The organism is Pleomorphomonas koreensis DSM 23070, from assembly GCF_000425185.1.
GTDB lineage: Bacteria > Pseudomonadota > Alphaproteobacteria > Rhizobiales > Pleomorphomonadaceae > Pleomorphomonas > Pleomorphomonas koreensis.
The window spans coordinates 1-17,759 of sequence record NZ_AULH01000028.1 but is presented as its reverse complement, the minus strand read 5'-3'; the positions used below and the strand labels follow the sequence as shown (position 1 = coordinate 17,759).

At 61.9% G+C, this 17,759-nt stretch carries 17 protein-coding genes and 2 pseudogenes; 10 read left to right on the top strand and 9 right to left on the bottom strand.

Annotation, left to right across the window (positions count from 1 at the left end):
* The first annotated feature begins 113 nt into the window (after positions 1 to 113).
* Positions 114 to 416 (top strand): type II toxin-antitoxin system TacA family antitoxin, encoded by a 303-nt coding sequence (locus tag H512_RS0118640; RefSeq protein ID WP_026784725.1) that lies wholly within the window; start codon positions 114 to 116, stop codon positions 414 to 416.
* A 3-nt stretch (positions 417 to 419) separates the two neighbouring features.
* Positions 420 to 932, top strand: coding sequence for a GNAT family N-acetyltransferase (locus tag H512_RS0118635; RefSeq protein ID WP_026784724.1), 513 nt, complete (start codon positions 420 to 422; stop codon positions 930 to 932).
* 76 nt (positions 933 to 1,008) lie between these two features.
* On the opposite strand, the gene H512_RS0118630 is transcribed toward H512_RS0118635, so the two are convergent.
* The 9 genes and pseudogenes from H512_RS0118630 to H512_RS0118600 all read right to left on the bottom strand — a co-directional run bounded on the left by H512_RS0118630 (position 1,009) and on the right by H512_RS0118600 (position 9,355).
* Entirely contained in the window at positions 1,009 to 1,650 is a 642-nt protein-coding gene (locus tag H512_RS0118630) for a DUF6904 family protein (protein WP_026784723.1), read from the bottom strand.
* A 206-nt stretch (positions 1,651 to 1,856) separates the two neighbouring features.
* Positions 1,857 to 2,016 (bottom strand): annotated as a pseudogene (locus H512_RS26545) (DUF736 family protein); the annotation flags it as partial.
* A 28-nt stretch (positions 2,017 to 2,044) separates the two neighbouring features.
* Positions 2,045 to 2,341 carry a DUF736 domain-containing protein gene (locus H512_RS0118625; protein ID WP_026784722.1) on the bottom strand — a complete coding sequence of 99 codons (297 nt, stop codon included), beginning with the start codon at positions 2,339 to 2,341 and terminating at the stop codon, positions 2,045 to 2,047.
* 567 nt (positions 2,342 to 2,908) lie between these two features.
* Positions 2,909 to 3,205 carry a tyrosine-type recombinase/integrase gene (locus H512_RS24915; protein WP_245585451.1) on the bottom strand — a complete coding sequence of 99 codons (297 nt, stop codon included), beginning with the start codon at positions 3,203 to 3,205 and terminating at the stop codon, positions 2,909 to 2,911.
* Between the two features lie 275 nt (positions 3,206 to 3,480).
* Complete coding sequence (locus H512_RS0118615) at positions 3,481 to 4,548, bottom strand: Fic family protein (protein WP_026784720.1); 1,068 nt, start codon at positions 4,546 to 4,548, stop codon at positions 3,481 to 3,483.
* A gap of 250 nt (positions 4,549 to 4,798) precedes the next feature.
* Positions 4,799 to 5,386, bottom strand: a complete 588-nt coding sequence (locus H512_RS0118610; protein WP_026784719.1) for a hypothetical protein — start codon at positions 5,384 to 5,386, stop codon at positions 4,799 to 4,801.
* Positions 5,387 to 5,940: 554 nt separating this feature from the next.
* Positions 5,941 to 7,680 (bottom strand): ParB N-terminal domain-containing protein, encoded by a 1,740-nt coding sequence (locus H512_RS0118605; protein WP_026784718.1) that lies wholly within the window; start codon positions 7,678 to 7,680, stop codon positions 5,941 to 5,943.
* A gap of 151 nt (positions 7,681 to 7,831) precedes the next feature.
* Positions 7,832 to 8,296 carry a S1 family serine peptidase gene (locus H512_RS26540; protein ID WP_210162721.1) on the bottom strand — a complete coding sequence of 155 codons (465 nt, stop codon included), beginning with the start codon at positions 8,294 to 8,296 and terminating at the stop codon, positions 7,832 to 7,834.
* A gap of 24 nt (positions 8,297 to 8,320) precedes the next feature.
* Entirely contained in the window at positions 8,321 to 9,355 is a 1,035-nt protein-coding gene (locus tag H512_RS0118600) for a Clp protease/crotonase-like domain-containing protein (protein WP_026784717.1), read from the bottom strand.
* 594 nt (positions 9,356 to 9,949) lie between these two features.
* Here H512_RS0118600 and H512_RS0118590 point away from each other — a divergent pair.
* From H512_RS0118590 to H512_RS27915, 8 genes and pseudogenes are all read left to right on the top strand, one after another.
* The gene (locus tag H512_RS0118590; protein WP_026784716.1) at positions 9,950 to 10,603 is read left to right on the top strand and encodes an RNA polymerase sigma factor; all 654 of its coding nucleotides are present in this window, start codon (positions 9,950 to 9,952) and stop codon (positions 10,601 to 10,603) included.
* On the top strand, positions 10,600 to 11,217 hold the full coding sequence (locus H512_RS0118585) for a helix-turn-helix domain-containing protein (RefSeq protein ID WP_026784715.1): 618 nt from the start codon (positions 10,600 to 10,602) through the stop codon (positions 11,215 to 11,217). The genes H512_RS0118590 and H512_RS0118585 overlap by 4 nt, the downstream gene beginning before the upstream one ends.
* Before the next feature lie 2 nt (positions 11,218 to 11,219).
* Positions 11,220 to 14,579 (top strand): ATP-dependent helicase, encoded by a 3,360-nt coding sequence (locus tag H512_RS0118575; RefSeq protein ID WP_084798604.1) that lies wholly within the window; start codon positions 11,220 to 11,222, stop codon positions 14,577 to 14,579.
* A gap of 83 nt (positions 14,580 to 14,662) precedes the next feature.
* Positions 14,663 to 15,151 carry a hypothetical protein gene (locus tag H512_RS0118570; RefSeq protein WP_026784712.1) on the top strand — a complete coding sequence of 163 codons (489 nt, stop codon included), beginning with the start codon at positions 14,663 to 14,665 and terminating at the stop codon, positions 15,149 to 15,151.
* Positions 15,152 to 15,637 carry a DUF7665 family protein gene (locus H512_RS27375; RefSeq protein ID WP_026784711.1) on the top strand — a complete coding sequence of 162 codons (486 nt, stop codon included), beginning with the start codon at positions 15,152 to 15,154 and terminating at the stop codon, positions 15,635 to 15,637.
* Positions 15,591 to 16,112, top strand: coding sequence for an MPN domain-containing protein (locus H512_RS27370; protein ID WP_053240052.1), 522 nt, complete (start codon positions 15,591 to 15,593; stop codon positions 16,110 to 16,112). Before H512_RS27375 ends, H512_RS27370 begins: the two co-directional genes overlap by 47 nt.
* Position 16,113: 1 nt before the next feature.
* Positions 16,114 to 17,472: a ubiquitin-activating E1 family protein gene (locus H512_RS26010; RefSeq protein WP_053240051.1), complete on the top strand. Its 1,359-nt coding sequence runs from the start codon at positions 16,114 to 16,116 to the stop codon at positions 17,470 to 17,472.
* A 178-nt stretch (positions 17,473 to 17,650) separates the two neighbouring features.
* Positions 17,651 to 17,759 (top strand): annotated as a pseudogene (locus tag H512_RS27915) (IS5-like element IS4811 family transposase); the annotation flags it as partial.

Sequence of the window (17,759 nt, the reverse complement as noted above, 5' to 3'; positions counted from 1 at the left end):
CCGCGCGTCGACTGCCATCTTAAGTCTTCGCCAGGGCGCCGCGTAGGAATCAACTATTTGTTGATTTTCCCGGCCATTGGCCGTACATAATGTACGAATAGGAGACCGAGAAAATGGCTGAAGCGGCTAAGAAATCCTCTTCCGGTCGGGTCCGAGGAGAGCGGCTGGAAACGCGCGTCACCACAGACCAGAAGCGCCTCATCGAGCACGCGGCGGCACTGCAGGGGCGCACGGTCACGGATTTCGTTCTGACCAGCGTCCAGGACGCAGCGCGGCGTGCCATCGAGCAACATCAGCATCTGTCGCTCTCCGTGCGCGATAGCGAGGCCTTTGTGAAGGCATTGGCCGAACCGCGGCCGGTCAACGATCGGCTGCGCGAAACGGTCCGCCTCTACCGCGAGAAGACGGGCGTCTGACACGTGGAAGGGAAAGCTGCGGACATTCCACAGATCGAGGCTCTCGGCGCCCATCACGATCGCACGGAGTTTGCGTGTGGCGCGGAGACCCTCGACCGGTATTTTCGGACGCAGGCCGGGCAGGAGGCGCGCAAGAAAGTCGCCGCTCCTTTCGTGCTGGTTCTGGCCGATGGCAGCATTGCCGGCTTCTATACGCTGTCGGCGACGGCGATCCGTTTGCCGGACCTGCCCGAACCCATCACGCGCAAACTGCCGCGCTACCCGCTTATTCCCGCGACGTTGCTCGGCCGGCTCGCCGTCGATCAAAGGCACCAGGGCAAAGGCTACGGCCGATTTCTTCTGGCAGACGCGCTCTATCGGGCAGTGCGAAGCGAGATCGCCTCCTTCGCCGTGATCGTCGATGCCAAGGATCAAGCCGCCAGGCGCTTCTACGAGCGCGAGAGTTTCCAGCCATTTCCGGACCAGCCTCTGAAACTGTTTCGCGCCATGGCCGAAATAGAAATGCTGTTCAGGTGAGAGGCTAGACGATGGGCCGCCGCCCATTCGGGCTTGCATCAAGGCCGCCCACCGGAAGATTATCATCCCCCTCCACCTAGAGCTTGGGGTCAGGCCATTCGTAGCCCTCCCAGGCAGCCAGATCGTCTGGTGTCACTTGCTTGTTGGAACCAAAAGGGTAGGCGCCTGCGCCAATCCCGAAAAGTGGGTGGAAGCTCCACAAAAGGCTGGGCAAGAGCTGGCGCCGTCGGCTCTTCGTCCAGGAACAAAACAGGGCGCCGCGTGTATGCAACCTTTCGAAAAAGCCGGGATGCGCGGGATCGAGCCGTTGCCAAGCCTCGGTAACCGCTGGCTCTCTCGAGCCGAGGTCTTCCCTCAACGCCTCTTCGATGACGGCTTCGAGGGCATAGGTGATCGCCTGGTGCTTCTTTCCGTGGTCGATCCAGGCGAGAGATTCTCTGAGCATTCTCTGCTGCAAAAGAAGCACCGGCCAGAGAATCGCCACGCCATAGCGGACGCCGATCTCTGCGAGGTGCTCCGGCGGGTGAATAATCTCACGCTGCTGCTCGTAGGCTTTCCGGGCGTCATAGGCGAGCGCAAGAAAAGCACCCTCTTTGTCCCGAACGAGCGGTGAGCGTTCATTAACGTCTCGAACAACCTCGTTCAGCAGCCGGAGAGTGCCATAGTCCCCTATGAGCATGATGCCCGCATGGTTGCGAAGAAGCTGATGGGAGAGCATGGAAACACCGGTGAAGTTGTTATCGTTCGGCGGCCGCAATGACCGCGTCGAACATGTGTTTTCACTCTACACAGGTTCTCCGAGCTCCCAAAGAGAGGCATCCAGCGGTGGCGCCAATTGCGCCCCATTTCGATGCCTCGGCACTGTTGGCTTGGCCCGTCGCACCGGCCCCGCCGCGATGGGCGGGGCCGCCTGCGCCCAAGGTGTCAGTCCCTGTTGGAGCGGGACCAGATGAGCTGGAAGCCGGGTCTCGCACTCGACCTCGGAAAGCGTCGCGTAGATCGGAGCCGGGAAGCTCGGATCGTCGAGCTTGACCGAGAGGTAGTCCCGGTCGATCTGTGCCGAGCGCTTCTGCCAGGCGGCGCCCCGCTGTGAGCGGAGCGCCCTTGGCCGGTCATCGTGACCAGATGAGCCTGTGCTCGCCCTTGTCGCCCTGGACGAGGGAGGCATAGACCGGGGCGGTGAAGGACGGATCGTCGAGCTTGAGCGAGAGGTATTCGGCGCCCGTCTCGCGGGCGGTCCGGCTCCAGCCGGCTCCGAACTCGACGCCGTTGGCGGTGACGCGATAGTCGGGTGCCTTGTCGTTGTCGCGGTCGCAGGGCTTGATGGTGACCTTGACGTTAAGGGTGAGGGTCTTGATCGTGCCGGCGAAACCATTTTCGTCGCGGGTGAAGGTGCCGATCTGAGCCATTACCGTATCTCCTGAGAGTTGCCCGAAGCCGCCCGATGCGACCTCAATGGCGGTCGAGAGGCGCCGGACCGGATGGCTGCACCCACCGGGGTCCCCGGCGCGCTTGCGCGATGGGGTGGTTCTTGGGGGCCGCAGCGTGAGCGGAGGATGGCGGCAGCCGAGCTTGTTGGCTCGCGAGGAATGACCGCTCGCGGTCAGGGGAAGAAGGTCGGCCGAGCCGTTGCAGGCCAAGGCCGGACCGGTGCCAGACCAGCCCAAAAGAGAGGCCGTGTGGAGGCTTCGCCGCATGATCGTCAGAGATCGACGCTGGCGATCGGCCTCCCCAGCACGCTCAGCGCTGCCGATACGTCCCCCTCCCATCGTCACGGCCACCCTGCCTCCCGGCCCAACGACACCAACCGCGCCCGACACGCCATGAACCATGTCGAGTACGATGCCGGTGCAGGATCGGGCCGATCGGGCGAGAGCCGCTTCAGGTGCGAACCCGCTCCGATCCAGCGGGGGTCTCCTCCAGATCAGCGAGCAAGGAAGCGATCAGCGCATCCGGTGCCTTGAACCGGCCACGCCTCAGTTCCGCGGAACGACCGCCTCGACCGCTTCCAGCTTTTCGGAAGGGTCCATGCGGAGATAGATCTCCGTCGTGCGGATATCGGCATGACCCAGCCACAGGGCGACTTTCCGGATGTCGTGGGTCGCCTGCAGCATGACAACCGCGCAGCTATGCCGGAGCTGATGTGGCGAGACGCTTCGATGACGTAGCGATGCGCAGGTCTCGGCCGCCTTGCCGACATGCTTGTCGAGTACATATTCGAAGCCAGCCCGGGTCATCGGCTGACCCTGGGCGTTGACGAAGAGCTCCGGCACGCGCACAGCGCCCCTGACGCTCAACCAGACATGCCATATCGAGCCCGCTGAAGCGTCGACCAGCAGATGAGAAAGGATCAGAATGCGTCAAGGACAATTCGGCTGCGCTTCCGCCGTCGAGGCTCACATTGAAGCGCTGCTCTTCAGGCGATCAGACGTCGCGGTAGCCGGCAGAGAGACGACATCCGCCAGAAGGTCAGACACACAAGAAAGGAACCGAGGTTCAAGACGCATGCACCGGGCTCCCGAGGAAGGCGGTTCACAGCGCGCAGCCGTCACGCAAGACCGTACCAGGTTCCCCGCCCGGCACCATGTTGCGATAGATGGCCCTGTTCCGTCAGCACTCTTATGTGGTCCTTCACCGTGTTCCTGCTTGCGCCCGTTATCCGTGTTGCTTCCATGACAGTCACCCTCCCTCGTTCCCGTGCAAGCTCAAGAATCGCGACCGAAAGCTCCGGCAAATCACCTAGAACGATTCGCTCGCGCTCGATCTTGTGTTCAAGCCGCCGTTTCTGAAGCTGAAGACTGCGCAGGAAGAACTCGAGCCAGGGGTTCCAATCAGGCTGGGCGCTGCGGATGGTGCCCTGTGTGCGGCGGAGGGCGAGGTAGTAGCCTTCCTTGTTCTGCTCGATGACGCTTTCCAATGAGCTGTACGGCACATAAGCGTAGCCGGCACGCAGAAGCAGGAGAGTTGTCAAGACTCGGGATAGGCGTCCATTTCCATCCTGAAACGGATGGATCTCAAGAAAGACGACGATGAATACGGCGACCATCAACAGCGGATGTAGATCTTTATCACTCTCGCGGGCGCGCACCCAATCAACAAGCTCACTTATCAACCGTGGGGTATCAAAGGGTGACGCCGTGGCAAATACAATGCCAAGGCTTTGGCCTCTTTCATCGAACGCTTCGACATGGTTGGCTAGCGACTTCCATTCGCCACGATGACGCTCATCTTTGGATGAGTGAATCAGAAGGTCGCGATGAAGCTGGCGGATATGGTTCTCTGTCGGCGGAATCACATCGTAGGCCGAAAATACCGTCTCCATGACTTCGGCATAGCCAGCGACTTCCTGCTCGTCGCGCGTGACAAAGGAACCGATCTTGAGGTTGGAGAGCAACTTCTCAACCTCACGATCACTCAGCCTCGCCCCTTCGATACGAGTTGACGATCCGATACTTTCGATCGTAGCTACACGGCGTAGGCTCGACAATCGGTCGGGTGCGATACGGCCAAGCGCTCGCCAAGCACCCTTGAACTCATCGATCTCAGCTATCAGGGAGAGAATATCCGCCGTGATCCGCACGGTCGATGTGTCAAAGGCCATCACCCAATATTCCATCCATTTCCATCCAAATACCTGTAGTGCCCCCCTCACCCATTTGTCCATCCATTTCCATCCGATAAAGCTCGTTGCCGCCATAGAAGAAGACAGAGAGTGCACAACCGACTTAAACGACATTGAAGACTGAGCAGGCCTTCAGGACCGGAATCTCCCGGTCGATCTCGTCGCCGCCGGCACTAAGCTCGGTCTTGAGGATGGGAAAAGTCGAAGGTGGGGCCTTTTGGCCCCGCCCAGATGTCGGGAGCTTTTAGCCGAAGGCGGCCATCTGCACTTCAGCCGCCTTGCGATCCAGCGTCGGCGCAGCGGGATCCGCCGGGCGCTCGAAGGGCTTCCAGCGCTCGCCAACCACCTGTTCATAGGCGGTGACGGCACCCTCGGCCGCCATGCGGAGCGCGTGGGCCTGTAGACCCATGTCGGCGGCGAACTCCCGCTTGCGTTGCGCAGGTCCATCGAAGCCGACGGGACCATCAATATCTTCATCCCGGGCATCGCAGGCCGCCTTGGCGGTTGCATCGCGCGCCTCGGTGACGGCGCGTGAATAGAACTGACCGGCACCGTGGGCCGAGCCGACGTAGGCACCGACGATCCGCTGTAGATGGATCTGCATGGCGCGCTCCTTGAGACCTTCTGAGAGGGCCGACGCCGTTTCGGCGATCAGTTGCACGTGGGTGTCGCGGATGCAGTCGCTATCGAGAAGGGGAAGGCCGAAACTCGAGGAGATGCGCGCGGCCTGGGTGGTGTCGGGACAGGCGAGGCGGACCATTTCGAGGGTAGTTCCCTTGTGGAGCGGGACGACTTTGGAAGCGGGGCGGGAGGCGGTTGCGGGCTTGGCCATTTTGGAAAACTCCTGTCTTTGAGGCTCCTCGGGGTCTTGACCGGCCCCTGCCGGCTGCCCCTCGGTGCGGTCAAAAAGAACCGTCGCGAGGACGGTCGCTTTCACAGGTTCCGGCCCTGCGAGACGAGCGAAGCGGGCCTGCGAAGGACGAGGTTGGCCAAAGCCAGCCTCAGGCGCCTGAGCAGAACCGCTTTGCGAGCGAGCCGGGCAGGACCGCAACGCGGCGCAACGCGACCTTGAAACGACCGGCCGACGGTTCAAGACCGCCCGAAACCGAGGGGTGACCGGCAGGGGGGCTCAATGCCTGGATGCCCAAACAGGAGACTGGGAAAAGCCCAAGATCGCCCGCCGGGAGGCACGACCGGTGACGTCCCAGGCGAACGGACCAACACGAGTACGCTCGCCCCCGCATTCGATACAAGCGCCCGCCAAGTCCGGCCCTCATGCCGCCCTCCCCTGCTCCGCACACAAGGCTGGCGCCTCAAACGAATACGCCGCCAGAACTTTTCCGGCGGCGCGGGTTCGTTCGGAGAAAGGAGATCGGAGCGGATGGATTACTCCGCAGCGATCGGCCAAGGCTCGTCAGCCAGCTCGTCCGTCAACTCGTCATCAGCGGAACCAACGCCTCCTTCGATGCTCTCCGGGGAACCGAGCACCCCATCCGAGGGAACGACATCGCTCTCGTCCTCATGGAGCATGTCACGGGAGCTGCCGACGGACGGTCCGCACCAACCGGCGATCTCCGCTGCGCCGACCGCGAACAACGCCGATGGGTGAACGAAGCGATCGCTCATGAAATGGTCTACGAGCGCGGCGCGCGTCTCCCGCACTCTGGCGCGCGGCAGAACCGGCGTTTCCTGGCAGCACCGTTCCAGCGCGGGACGCGACAGGCAGGCGAGGAAGTCCTCGGTCCCCATGTTGGGCAGAAAGCGGTCAGCTCCGATGGCCTGACCGGCAAGGCGGGCGACAAGGCCGCTGTTGGTGCGGTTCTCGCGCGCCGAGAACACATCGATCAGCGCCGAACGGGCAGCGACACGCAAGGTATCCGGCTCAGGATCGAGCCCGCCGTCTTCCCCAACCAATCGGGCCGCATGCCGCCGCATGCGCGCAAAGCCATAGACATCGTCGGACGCGCCCGATTGCACCGACACATTGGTGCCGGCGAGCGCCAGCACCAGAAGAGCCAACAGCGTGTCGTCCTCGATAGGAGCACGGGCAAGCGCTTCATGCAGCGCATCGGTGCGCAGATCACCGATCATCTCGATGCCTTTGCGCGTCACGTCGGGGCGCGACCTCGCAGCAACGATCTCGTCGGCCTCGATCCCCGAATCCGTGGCCCCGTTCACCTGGCCCTTGGCCTTCTTCGGCTCCGCCATCCGGAAATATGTTGTCTGCACCTTGCCGTCGCGGTCGATGTAGAGCGCGGCACGGTCGCCCTTGCCGGGCTTGCCATAAACGCGCTCGGCCTTGGGCGGCAGCGATGCCTGACCGTAATTGTTCACCTCGGCGACCAGGCCGCCTTTCGGCAGGTTGGCCGTCATCCACTCCTGCTGAGCACCGAGAAAGGCCTCGACATTAGTGGTGTAGCGGCTGTCCTCGTCGGCGGGGGCGAACAGGTCCTCCAGCCATTCGATGCCATAGGCCCGGGCAAGCTCGTCGCCGAAGCTCGCATCCCGGGCGTACATGCGCTTCTTCGTCAGCGCGTTGGCGACAGCCCACCAGGAAACTTGCGGGTCGCCCTTTTTCGGCCTGTGCGCCTTCCAGACCTCGCGCTGTTCTTCCAGCGAAGCCGCCGCGATGGTGCGCAGCTGCTGCTCGTTCGGCATGTCGCCCCTGGCCATCTGCTCCAGCATCGCCGGCAGCACATTGGCAAGCAGCCGCAGCTTGCGGATCTGGCGCACCGGCAGCGCCAGCGCGACGCCAATGGCTTCCTCGGTCCAGCCGAGGGCAACGAGACGCTCGACGGCCCGCCACTGATCGACCGGGTTCAGCGCCTCGCGCGCGATGTTCTCCACCATCGACCGCATGGCGCCGTTGTCATTGGCCGCCTCGTCCACCAGCACGGCAATCTCGCTGAGGCCGGCGACGATCGCCTGTGCAACGCGCCGGTGGCCGGAGTTGATGATGTAGCCATTGCCGCCCTCCCCTTGAGGGGCAATGATCGGCGGCTGGACGATGCCAACCTGGCGGATGGTGGCTAGCAGCAAGGCATCGGCCTGCGGGCTGGATTTGGTCTGGCGCGTCCGATCGGAGTTTTCCTTGAGCGCGCGCGGATCGACAGTCATGAGGCGCATGGGTTCGTTCCTTTTGCCGGAGGTTTGCGAACCGGGTTCTTTTCCCGGTCCTCTTTCGTCTTCTTCTCGAAGACACCTCCAGAACCCGCGGAACGGACGAGCCGGCACAAAGGCGGCCGAGCATCCCTGCCCGGCCGGACAAGCAGGGCTTTCAGCCCTTGCACAGGACGACGGGCCGGGATCGCGTCAGGCCGCCTTTGAGCGACAGCGTTGCCGGGCGGCCGTTCTGCGAGGGGGATCTCTCTCGGTCTTCTTTCCCGAATCCCCATTCATGAAACACCGGTCCTCCGCTGAATCCTCCGCGCGGCGCACCGGAAACGACGAAGCGGACGTAGCGGTCAAGACGGGTGTCGATTACAGCGTTGATCTCAACAGATGCAGCGACGAGCATCGGGCCTTTGGTAAAAGGGATTGGCGGATATCCGAATGCTGTCGCTTTCGAGAGCATCCAGTATTCGTCGTTTATCCAGTCGTCGTAGTGGTGGCCCAACTCCAGATGCGGTGTGTTGATGTCGATGCAGCCGAGCCGAAACGCAGCGACGTCGATGTCGGGGTCCTCATGGTAGAATGGCCCCCTCGACGACCCGCAGCGCAACTGGTTGGGGTTGCGAAGCAAGGGCCGCGTGGAGATCGAAGATCGCTACAAAAGCTCTTGATGTCGCGATAGGGCGACTTTCCAGTAGGAGCTGTTGAACTTCGCCTGCGGACTATGAACCAGCGTCTCACCGGCCAGCCGGTTTGTTATCGCGGATGCTCCAGGTGCTGCGCTGTCGCGCCAGTATCGTTCAGCGAGAAAGTAAGCGATGCGGTTGGCTGCGGATCTATGGCGCAGCGTGCGAAACGGATGCTCCTCGACGACACAGCTATAGTAGAAGGCCATATCGATGTATTCCTCGTCGTTGAAAAGCGTCGTGCCGTAAGTGTTCAGCTCTTTGGCGATCTCATAGAGGAAAGCACCGAAAAGAATGGCATGCACGGTCGTCATGTTCAGGCGCAGGCCTCGCTTGAACGTGGGAAGTGCCGGAAGGTCGCGTTTCGCGTATTCAGCGCGGAACGCAGTGAGTGCAGCCTTTATCTCTTCACTGGCCGCAAGTTCCTGAAGGTCAGCGCCGATTACCCCGTCGTCATGGGCAATCCGGTTCCTGATACTACGTATCAGTTCAAACAAGGGCAAAGTCGCAGTCAGTTTTGCGCTGGGTGTCCATCCGAGCCACAGTTTCAACTCGTCTAGGCGCTTGGACAGCGTGTCCAGCCTGCCCGAAAGATCGTGGCAGCAATGATCGCTGACCCACCGATTGGCGGGGCTGAGCCGCAAAAGCTGATGGTCGTGCTTGCAGTGGGGGAGCGTATCCCGGGCACGTGACGAAAACCGCACGATGTCCTGTACGAGATTGCGGGTGAAAAGGTCGAACGCTGCGACGTGCTGAATGACACCCTGGTCGGCCAGACTCGCCAGGGCGGTGTCGACCTTTTCATCGGCGCTCTTGTATTGCTTTCCCTTCCCCCAATGCTGAACCGCGCATGCGTCTACCAATGAGCCAAGCAAAGCCGGTGCATTGGAGGTTTGAATGTTTCGCTTCAGCAAAGACAGTCCCGCTGTTGCGACTTGCAGATGGTCTGTCAGCAGCTCTTTCTTACGATGATATGTCGCGTATGCCTCGATCGTTCGAGCCATGTTTTCTCCTCATTGTATTGCCTAATCTTATTCAGCACGGGGGAAATTGGCCAGACGATCGAACTTCGGGGGCAACCATCCGGAATTGACCTTCCCTTCTGCATGTGGAAACCCGTAGGTCACTTCCCTTCGCAGATGAGCGTGAGAAGACGATGGACGACTTCGCTATATCACGGATCTCGCTGACCCGCTTCAACGCCCTTGGCGGGTATCCGAATGCTGTCGCTTTCGAGAGTATCCAGTATTCGTCGTTTATCCAGTCGTCGTAGTGACCGCCAACTCTAGATGCAGTGTGTTGATATGGACGCCGTCGAGCCAAAACGCCGCGACGTCGACATCGGAATCCTCATAGTAGAAGGACCTTCATGTGATTGCGAGTTTGCGCAGCCAGACAGTCGACCGAAACCCCAGATTTCCCGGCGCAAGCCGTACGAACTGCCAGCTTCATAGTGCACCCCTTCGCTCCCTGATTGTTCAATGTTAATTTGGATCGGACTACTAACGATAGAATTATTCTGCGGAGCGCTTCTGCTTTTTTCAAACTGGCTTCGCTCCACATCCGAACTGCGTCGGCTGGGCTGTTGGGGAAGGATTATGGACAAACTAGAAGAAGGACCCGATCCCGGCGACATTGCCGCCTGGCGGCAGGTCATCAAGAACCATTCGCTTGGAAAGATTCAGGGTCGCCAATTAGTTGCTGCGGCTCAGCAGATCGGTGCGTTCGGCGATCCACGCGTCATCAATCCCCTCATGAATGAAATTGCCGAACGCATGATGCGCATCCTGCGCAAGCACATCGGCAAGAACCATCGCAACGAGGGGTGGGACATGATCGAGGAGGTCCATCACCAACTGATCGAGGCGGTCCTTAAGCCGACCTCGGCAGACGGCATTGGGATGCGGACAGCGTTTGTCGCCCGAATTAAACTCCGCGCCGCCGACGCTATTCGCCGTGAGCAACTGCATGCGGAGCGGTACGTCTATTCCGAGGATGAAGAGCAGCGTCCGGACGGACATAAGGCCCTGGCGACGGAAGACGAGGAGCGCGCTCACGTCGAGAGCGTGCTGAAGCGGATCTCCGATCCGCGGAAGGTTCTCGCCTTCCGGCTTCATATGGATGGCGTGCCGCGCAACTCCACCAAGGTCGAGTCCATCGCTTCGGCGCTTGGCGTGAGCGCGAAGACCGCTGAGACCTGGGTCAAGGAGACAGAGGAAGAGATCAGAACCATTCTTGGAGCTAAGTCATGACGGACCAAACCAAAGCCACGAGGCGGGACGAGGTCTTGTTCGCATTCCACCGGGAATGCGCCACCCCGACGCTGGATCAGATCATCGATTGGACACAGCGTTACCCTGAGTTCGCTGACGACATCCGCGCGCATGCCGGGATCATGCATGATTGGGCCGCTGACGAAGAAGCGGAGGAGGAAGTGGTCGACGAACTAATGATGAACCGTGCCCGCAGCCGTGCACTGAACGCCATCTACAATGCTCAGGCAGCCGAACAGGACAACACTCAAGCTGCGCCGGAGACGACGTTCGACCAACTGCTGTCCAGTGCGGGATTGGATACACGGCAGCTCAGCCGCGCCATCGATGTCGGCCGCGATGTCCTGTCGGACCTTTTTCGTGGGCGGATGTCACCCCCTATCGGGTCGCGATTGGTAAAGGCATTGCTCGACCAGCTTAAGGCGACCCATGTGCAGTTCGACCGTGCGCTTGCCTATTCGCAGGCACATCCTTCCATGGGCCACGCGAAGGCGTCGCAGCAGCCCACGATCGTTCATTGCAGCTATGAGGAGAGCATCCGACGAAGCAGTATGACACCGGAGCGCAAGTCCTACTGGCTTGAGGAGGACTAGCCATGGACGCCTGGCGCGACATTCGGCTGAAGGCCCGCGCTTGCCATTTAAAAGCATTGAGTGTCGCCCAGGGTGACCGTCGCGGTCGCGCTCTCGTCGATGCCGCCCTGAAAGATGCCGATCTGGAGTTGCGCTATTGCCAGCCTGGTGAAGTATTCGGGGTTGGCGTGCACGGGTCTTTCGAACGTGCGGATGGGCTCGTGTACGTCGTCAGTGGCCACGACCCGAAGGACGAGTTGGTTGTGATCGCTCACGAGATCGGCCATTCGGAACTCCATAACGATCCGAGCAACGAGGTACGAAACGTCCAGGCGCAGCTTGGCGGGGATCCCATCGACAGCGGCGCGGGTGTGGTGGAGGGCTATTCGCCGCGCGAGCGCAAGGAGGTGCAGGCGGATATCTTCGCCGGCGAATTCCTGTGCCCCGCCGATTGGCTGCGCACCGAAATTGTGGACAAGGCGCGTCGCCCTTCGGAAGTCGCCGAGGAGCTGGGCCTTCCCTACGGTCTCGTCCTCAACCAGGCCATTCGCGCCCTGTTGCTGCCACCCTTTCGCGAACCGGACGAGCGCGGCCCAGTCGTTCTGATCGAGCTTGATGAAAGCCAGAAGCAGGCGGCGACCTGGGAAGGTGGTCCTCTCCTCGTCGATGCGGGACCGGGGACGGGCAAAACCCGCACGCTGGTGCACCGGATCGGGCATGTCCTCGGCCAGGGCGCCCTTTCAGGTTCGATCTTGGCACTCACCTTCTCGAAAAAGGCTGCCGAGGAGATGCGCGAGCGGCTTTCCGACTCCCATCGGGACGCGGCGATCGAGATGTGGGTCGGGACATTCCACGGCTTCGGCCTGGAGATGGTCACCAAATGGCCTGGCCGTCTCGGACGCACGACCGACGTCAAAATTCTCGATCAGACTGCCCAGCTCGCGCTTCTCGAAGCGAACCTCTCGCGCCTTCCGCTACGCTACTATCAGAACCTGTTCGAGCCCGCCTACGAGCTGGTCTACGTTTTGCAAGCAATCTCCCGCTGCAAGGATGAGCTGATCTCGCCGGAGGACTATCTGACCGAGGCGAGGGCCGCGCGTGCCAATGCGACGCCTGACGAAGTCGAAGCTGCCGAGAAAGCGGTCGAAGTTGGGGAAATCTACAAAATCTATCAGGATGCACTGCGTGAGGCGGACGCCGTTGATTTCGGCGATCTTGTCATGCTGCCTGCGCAGTTGATGGCGGAACATGAAGACATCCGCGTGGAGTTCCAACAGCGCTTTCAGCACATTCTGGTCGACGAATATCAGGATGTGAACTTCGCGAGCGCACGGCTACTGCAGTTGCTGGCCGGCGGTTGCCAGGACGTGTGGGTGGTCGGCGATCAGCGTCAGTCAATCTACCGATTCCGAGGAGCGTCGCCGGCCAACGTCGAGCGCTTCCAAACGGATTTCAGCGGTTCGAAGGTATCGCTTACCAGCAACTACCGCTCAGGCGGGCCGGTGGTGCGCGCGTTCTCAGAGTTCTCGCGCCACATGGCGGCCGACCCCGGCGCAGCGGCGAACTGGGGTGCATTCCGCGGTGAACTTGGCGAGGTGTCGCTCACGGTGGCAGGCACGGTCGCGGAAGAGGCTGCTGCCATCCGCGATCAGATCGAAGCCCTTCGTGCGAGCGGCATTGCCTACCGAGATCAGGCGATCCTCGCACGCAGCCACCTCACGCTTTCGCGCATCACCGATGTGCTGGAGCAGCTCGGCGTTCCTCTCCTTTATCTTGGGGACCTGTTCGAAAGGGACGATGTCCGAGATCTACTCTCTCTCGTCGCCATCGACGCGGAGTTCGGCGGCATTGGGTTGGTCCGTGTCGCACAACTGCCAGAGTATGCGGCATCCAAGGACGACGCTCTTGTGGTCGTTCGCTGGTCTCAGGACCAAGGCCATACCGTCTATGAAGCCCTCGTTCGACTGGACGAGATTGAGGGGCTGAGCGAGACCGGCCGCGCGGGTCTGCGCAAGCTGGCGGAGCATCTTGCAGGCATGGGACCGACCACCTCGCCATGGGTGCTGCTCACGACGTGGCTGTTCGAACGCGGTAACCATCTTCGGCCCTTGCTGGAGACTCAGGACGCCCAGGCGCAGCAGAAGCTGATCGCGATCTATCAGCTCCTCAAGGTGTGCAGCGAGCAACGTGATGTCGAAGGACACGCCGATCTGCGCGACCCGGGCCGCAAGGCCTTGCTCGAGCGCATCCGCCGCATTGAAGCGCTAAGCCAGGACAGCCGGTATCGGGCCGTTGTCTCCGAAGCTGCGGATTTCGACGCGGTGCGGGTGATGACGATCCATGGCAGCAAGGGGTTGGAGTTCCGCGGGGTGCATCTGCCAGCGCTTGCGACCCGCTACATGCCGACCAATCGTCAATGGGTACGCTGCCCCCCGCCAGCAACACTCGGCAAGCTCACTATGCAGAAAGAGGACCACGACGCAGAAGAGGAATGCCTGTTCTTCGTAGGCCTCTCGCGTGCGCGAGATCATCTTTGCCTGACCCGGGCCGAGCGCTACACCCAAGTCAACGCCAGCGCGTCGAAGTTTCTCGACACCGTCTCTCGTCATCTTAAGGTGAGGCGTTTCAGTGGTCTGGTGCCTGCGCTCAAGGCGGCGCGGGTCTGGTCGCCCCTTGCGCCGCGCGACGGTTACGACGAACGGGAACTCGATGTCTATCTGAGGTGCCCGGCGCGCTATCGCTATGAGGTACTGGATGGTTTGCGCGGCGGACGGGATTCGTCTGCCTACCTGCGGTTCCATCGCTGCGTCCACCGCACGATGGGCTGGCTTGAACAGCAAGCCGAGAAAGGCCAGCCGGCGAGTCCCGACCAAGCATTGTGGGAACTCGCTCGCCAATGGGCGGAGCACGGCCCCGGCGGTCACGGGTTCGAGGGTTACTACCGCGCGGCGGCGGACACGATGGTGGTGTCCATCGCCCGCCTGATCGCCTCCGAAACAGGGGCCTATGACCGGGAGCCGTGGTCGGTGCAGGTTGGCGGCAGGACGATCACCTACACGCCGGACCGGGTTGTCATCGCGCCGGATGGTCGGGTGCGCGTTCAGCGAATCCGCACGGGCCGCAAGACGAAGTCCGAACCGGACAACCGCGTCTATGCGCTGATCCGCAAGGGCGCCGCTCAGCGTTATCCAGGTCGCTCCATCTCGGTGGGAGCCTATTATCCAGCCACGGACGAATCCGTTCCTATGGCGGCCAAGAACGATGATAAACTGCTGCGGGAATATGCCGAAGCGATCACCGCCATCGAACGCGGTGAGTTCCCGGCGATCCCCGAAGCACGGCAATGTCCGAACTGCCAGTGCTATTTCATCTGCGGCGTGTGAGCTCACCAGTGCTGCTTCCGGTTTTTCCTCACTGACTTCGCTCCTTTCACAGGACGCCATCCTGGCGCCGGAAAGGATCGACCATGACCACCATTGTTTTCATCCAGGTTCACGAGCGGGAAGGCCTCATCGAGGCCGAACTGCCGCAGGACGCGACCCACGAGCATCTGCACGGCGCGATCGCCGCGCTCGGGATCGAACTCGACGACGACACCTTCGTCTTCATCGATGAGGAGGAGGAGCCGCTGGTGCGCAAGCACCACGAGCCCCTGCCGCCCATCAAGCGCGGCTGCCGCATCCACGTCAGCAAGTGCCGCAAGATCAAGGTGACGGTGCACTATCTCGAGAAGACCGAGGAGCGCACCTTCGCGCCGGGCGCGCGGGTCAAGAAGGTCAAGGCCTGGGCGGTCGAGACGTTCAAGCTCAACCACCACGACGCCGCCGAGCACGTGCTCCAGCTCTGCAACTCGACGGACCGGCCTGCGACCGACACGCCGCTGCACGAGCTGACCAAGGCTCCGGTCTGCTCGGTGTGCTTCGACCTCGTCCCCGAAAAGCGCGTCGAGGGCTAAATGAACGCCGCGGTCTCCCCCGACCGGCTGCTCCTCGAACAAGACCTCACCGCACCGGAATTCCGGTGTGGCGAGATCGAGGGACGCTGGAGGCATGTGTCGACCACCTGGCCGCATGTGATCATCGTTGTCAGCGCAGATGCGCGGCCTGGCGCGCCCGACGAGTACGGGTTCCGCTTCGAGTGTTCCGGCTATCGCCAGAACCCGGCAACGGCTCAGCCGTGGGACGTCCTGGCCAACCAGCCGCTTCCATTCGTCCAGTGGCCGACGGGCAGAACGATTCTTCCGTCCATCTTCCGGCCCGATTGGAAGGGCGGCCAGTGCCTATACCTGCCCTGCGACCGCTTCTCTATCGAAGGCCATGACAACTGGCGCAACGAACATCCCAGCCGGCTCTGGCAGCCGCGCCGCGGGATCATCTGTTACCTGGAGCAGCTCTATGACCTTTTCCATCAAGGCGACTATTCGGGCGTTCGTAGCGCCTGATCATCGCGTTAGCTGCCCCTGGCGGCTGTGGGACGCGGTAACGCACGAACTCGACCGCCGGGGAGAGCGAGTCCATGAAGCAGGAGCCTTCCTGCTGGGCCGCGCCAACGGCGACCGCCGGCAGGTGACCGATGTCGTCTTCTACGATGACCTCGACCCGCAGGCGTACTCGACCGGCGTCTGCGTCCTGCACGCCCCCGCCTTCGCAAACCTCTGGTCGCTCTGCCGGGAGCGTAAGCTAACCGTGGTGGCTGACGTCCACACCCATGGTGGGCGCGCCATCCAGAGCGAAGCGGACCGCACCAACCCGATGGTGGCCCGTGCCGGCCATGTCGGTCTGATCCTGCCCGATTTCGCGGTCGCGCCGATCCGCTGGGATCAGGTGGGTATCTACGAGTACCGGGGCGACCACCAATGGCGCGACCGCTCGCCGCGGGTGCGCCGTGGCTTCTTCTACACCGGCCTATGGAGCTGACATGACCGAGCCGCTTCACATCTCTCTGCACCGCACCGCCAAGTATTTCATGGACAGCGGGCGCGTACAGACGATCGAGGAGGCCATGGATCTGCTGAAGTCCTTCGGTCTCACCATCGTTGTCGGCCCCGAAATCCAGACGAGCCAGGCAGCGCAGGTCGCCCTGCTTACCTTGGTGAACCTGGCGCGCCGTACGTTCCTGGCGGGCGTCGAGATCGTCGGGCTGGCCGATGCGCCGGTCCTTACCGGGCTCGCGCTGGAGACCTGCCTGGCCGATACGGTGTCGAACCTCGGCGGGCGTATTGCGTCGCATGCCCGATCCGACTGGCCGGTGGCTGTCATTGGTTCAGTCGAGATGCAGACGCCTAAGGCGCGCGCATGGCGCGTGACTTGGCAGGGCTGGCGCGGAGGTGTTGTTCCGATTCGCGATGGTTGGACAATGAACGATGACACAACCATGCCCCTGGCGCCCGCCCTGGCGGCTGCGGTCTGCGCGGCCGAGGTGTTTGCACTGCACGCCGGCGATCACCCGATGGCCGGCAAACGCGCTTCGGGTCTTTCGCTCTGGCGTCCGGGAGCCGATTGGATCGAGGCCGACGAAACGGAGCCAGCTCTGGCGTTTCTGCCCTCGCGGCTGTGGCTCATCGGTCTGGGCAATCTCGGCCAGGCCTATTCCTGGCTCCTGGCCTGCCTGCCTTACCCGCCCGGCGGGCTGGAACTGGTGTTGCAGGATTTCGACCACCTAGCCCTTTCCAATGACAGCACCTCCGTTCTCACCAACCTTGGTGTTCTGGGCTGGATGAAGACGCGACGCGCGGCGGAGTGGTTGGAGGCGCGGGGTTTCACGACGTATCTCGAAGAGCGCCGGTTCGGCGCTTGGACGCGGCGTCAGGCCGATGAACCCGCCGTGGCGCTGTGCGGGGTCGATAACGGCACCGCCCGCGCGGCTCTCGAAGAAGCTGGATTCGACCTGGTCATTGAATCTGGGCTGGGCGCTGGCCCGCAGAGCTTCCGCAACTTCGCGATGCACACCTTTCCTGGACCGCGCCGCGCTAGTGAGCTTTGGCCCACGACGCTTTCAGCGGAAGCGCCCACTGTGTCTCACATGCAAGCTTATCTGAACCTTAAGGAAAAAGGCCTCGACGCTTGCGGCCTCGCTCTGCTTGCCTCGCGGACGGTCGGAGTTCCCTTCGTGGGAATGGTTGCTGCGGCGCTAGTCATTTCAGACCTTCTGCGACGACTGAATGGAGGCGCTCCCTACGAGGTAATCGCTGGTTCCACTAATTGCCTCGACGACATGGAGGTTTGCGTCGGGACGCCAAAGGTCTACGAATTCGGCTTCTGCCGAGTTGCGCGCTGAGAAGGCGAATTCAGCGTAGCAACCAATTTCCGCTCTTGGCGCATAGGCGCAGCTTTGTCAGCGCCGCGCAAATATCTGTTTTCAGGACTTCCAGACCTCTGACTAGGCTGCGTTGACAAAAGGGATTCCCAAATCAGCCGAGGTTTGATTCAAGGGTTCTTCTTCGGAGGAGGTTCCCTTGGGCTATCCGAGCGATGTGAGCGACGCTGCGTGGGCGATCATTGAACCTCTGTTGCCTTCCGAGCGAGGGCGGTGGGCGCGACCCGCCCAGGACAATCGTCGATATT

What these genes read in the sequence shown, in the direction of transcription:
- H512_RS0118605 (WP_026784718.1), bottom strand. Translation starts at nt 7,680, where the DNA reads ATGCGCCTCATGACTGTCGATCCGCGCGCGCTCAAGGAAAACTCCGAT.
- H512_RS0118590 (WP_026784716.1), top strand. Translation starts at nt 9,950, where the DNA reads ATGGACAAACTAGAAGAAGGACCCGATCCCGGCGACATTGCCGCCTGG.
- H512_RS27370 (WP_053240052.1), top strand. Translation starts at nt 15,591, where the DNA reads ATGACCTTTTCCATCAAGGCGACTATTCGGGCGTTCGTAGCGCCTGAT.
- H512_RS27375 (WP_026784711.1), top strand. Translation starts at nt 15,152, where the DNA reads ATGAACGCCGCGGTCTCCCCCGACCGGCTGCTCCTCGAACAAGACCTC.
- H512_RS26010 (WP_053240051.1), top strand. Translation starts at nt 16,114, where the DNA reads ATGACCGAGCCGCTTCACATCTCTCTGCACCGCACCGCCAAGTATTTC.
- H512_RS0118610 (WP_026784719.1), bottom strand. Translation starts at nt 5,386, where the DNA reads ATGGCCAAGCCCGCAACCGCCTCCCGCCCCGCTTCCAAAGTCGTCCCG.
- H512_RS0118600 (WP_026784717.1), bottom strand. Translation starts at nt 9,355, where the DNA reads ATGGCTCGAACGATCGAGGCATACGCGACATATCATCGTAAGAAAGAG.
- H512_RS0118570 (WP_026784712.1), top strand. Translation starts at nt 14,663, where the DNA reads ATGACCACCATTGTTTTCATCCAGGTTCACGAGCGGGAAGGCCTCATC.
- H512_RS0118630 (WP_026784723.1), bottom strand. Translation starts at nt 1,650, where the DNA reads ATGCTCTCCCATCAGCTTCTTCGCAACCATGCGGGCATCATGCTCATA.
- H512_RS0118625 (WP_026784722.1), bottom strand. Translation starts at nt 2,341, where the DNA reads ATGGCTCAGATCGGCACCTTCACCCGCGACGAAAATGGTTTCGCCGGC.
- H512_RS0118615 (WP_026784720.1), bottom strand. Translation starts at nt 4,548, where the DNA reads ATGGAATATTGGGTGATGGCCTTTGACACATCGACCGTGCGGATCACG.
- H512_RS0118640 (WP_026784725.1), top strand. Translation starts at nt 114, where the DNA reads ATGGCTGAAGCGGCTAAGAAATCCTCTTCCGGTCGGGTCCGAGGAGAG.
- H512_RS0118585 (WP_026784715.1), top strand. Translation starts at nt 10,600, where the DNA reads ATGACGGACCAAACCAAAGCCACGAGGCGGGACGAGGTCTTGTTCGCA.
- H512_RS0118575 (WP_084798604.1), top strand. Translation starts at nt 11,220, where the DNA reads ATGGACGCCTGGCGCGACATTCGGCTGAAGGCCCGCGCTTGCCATTTA.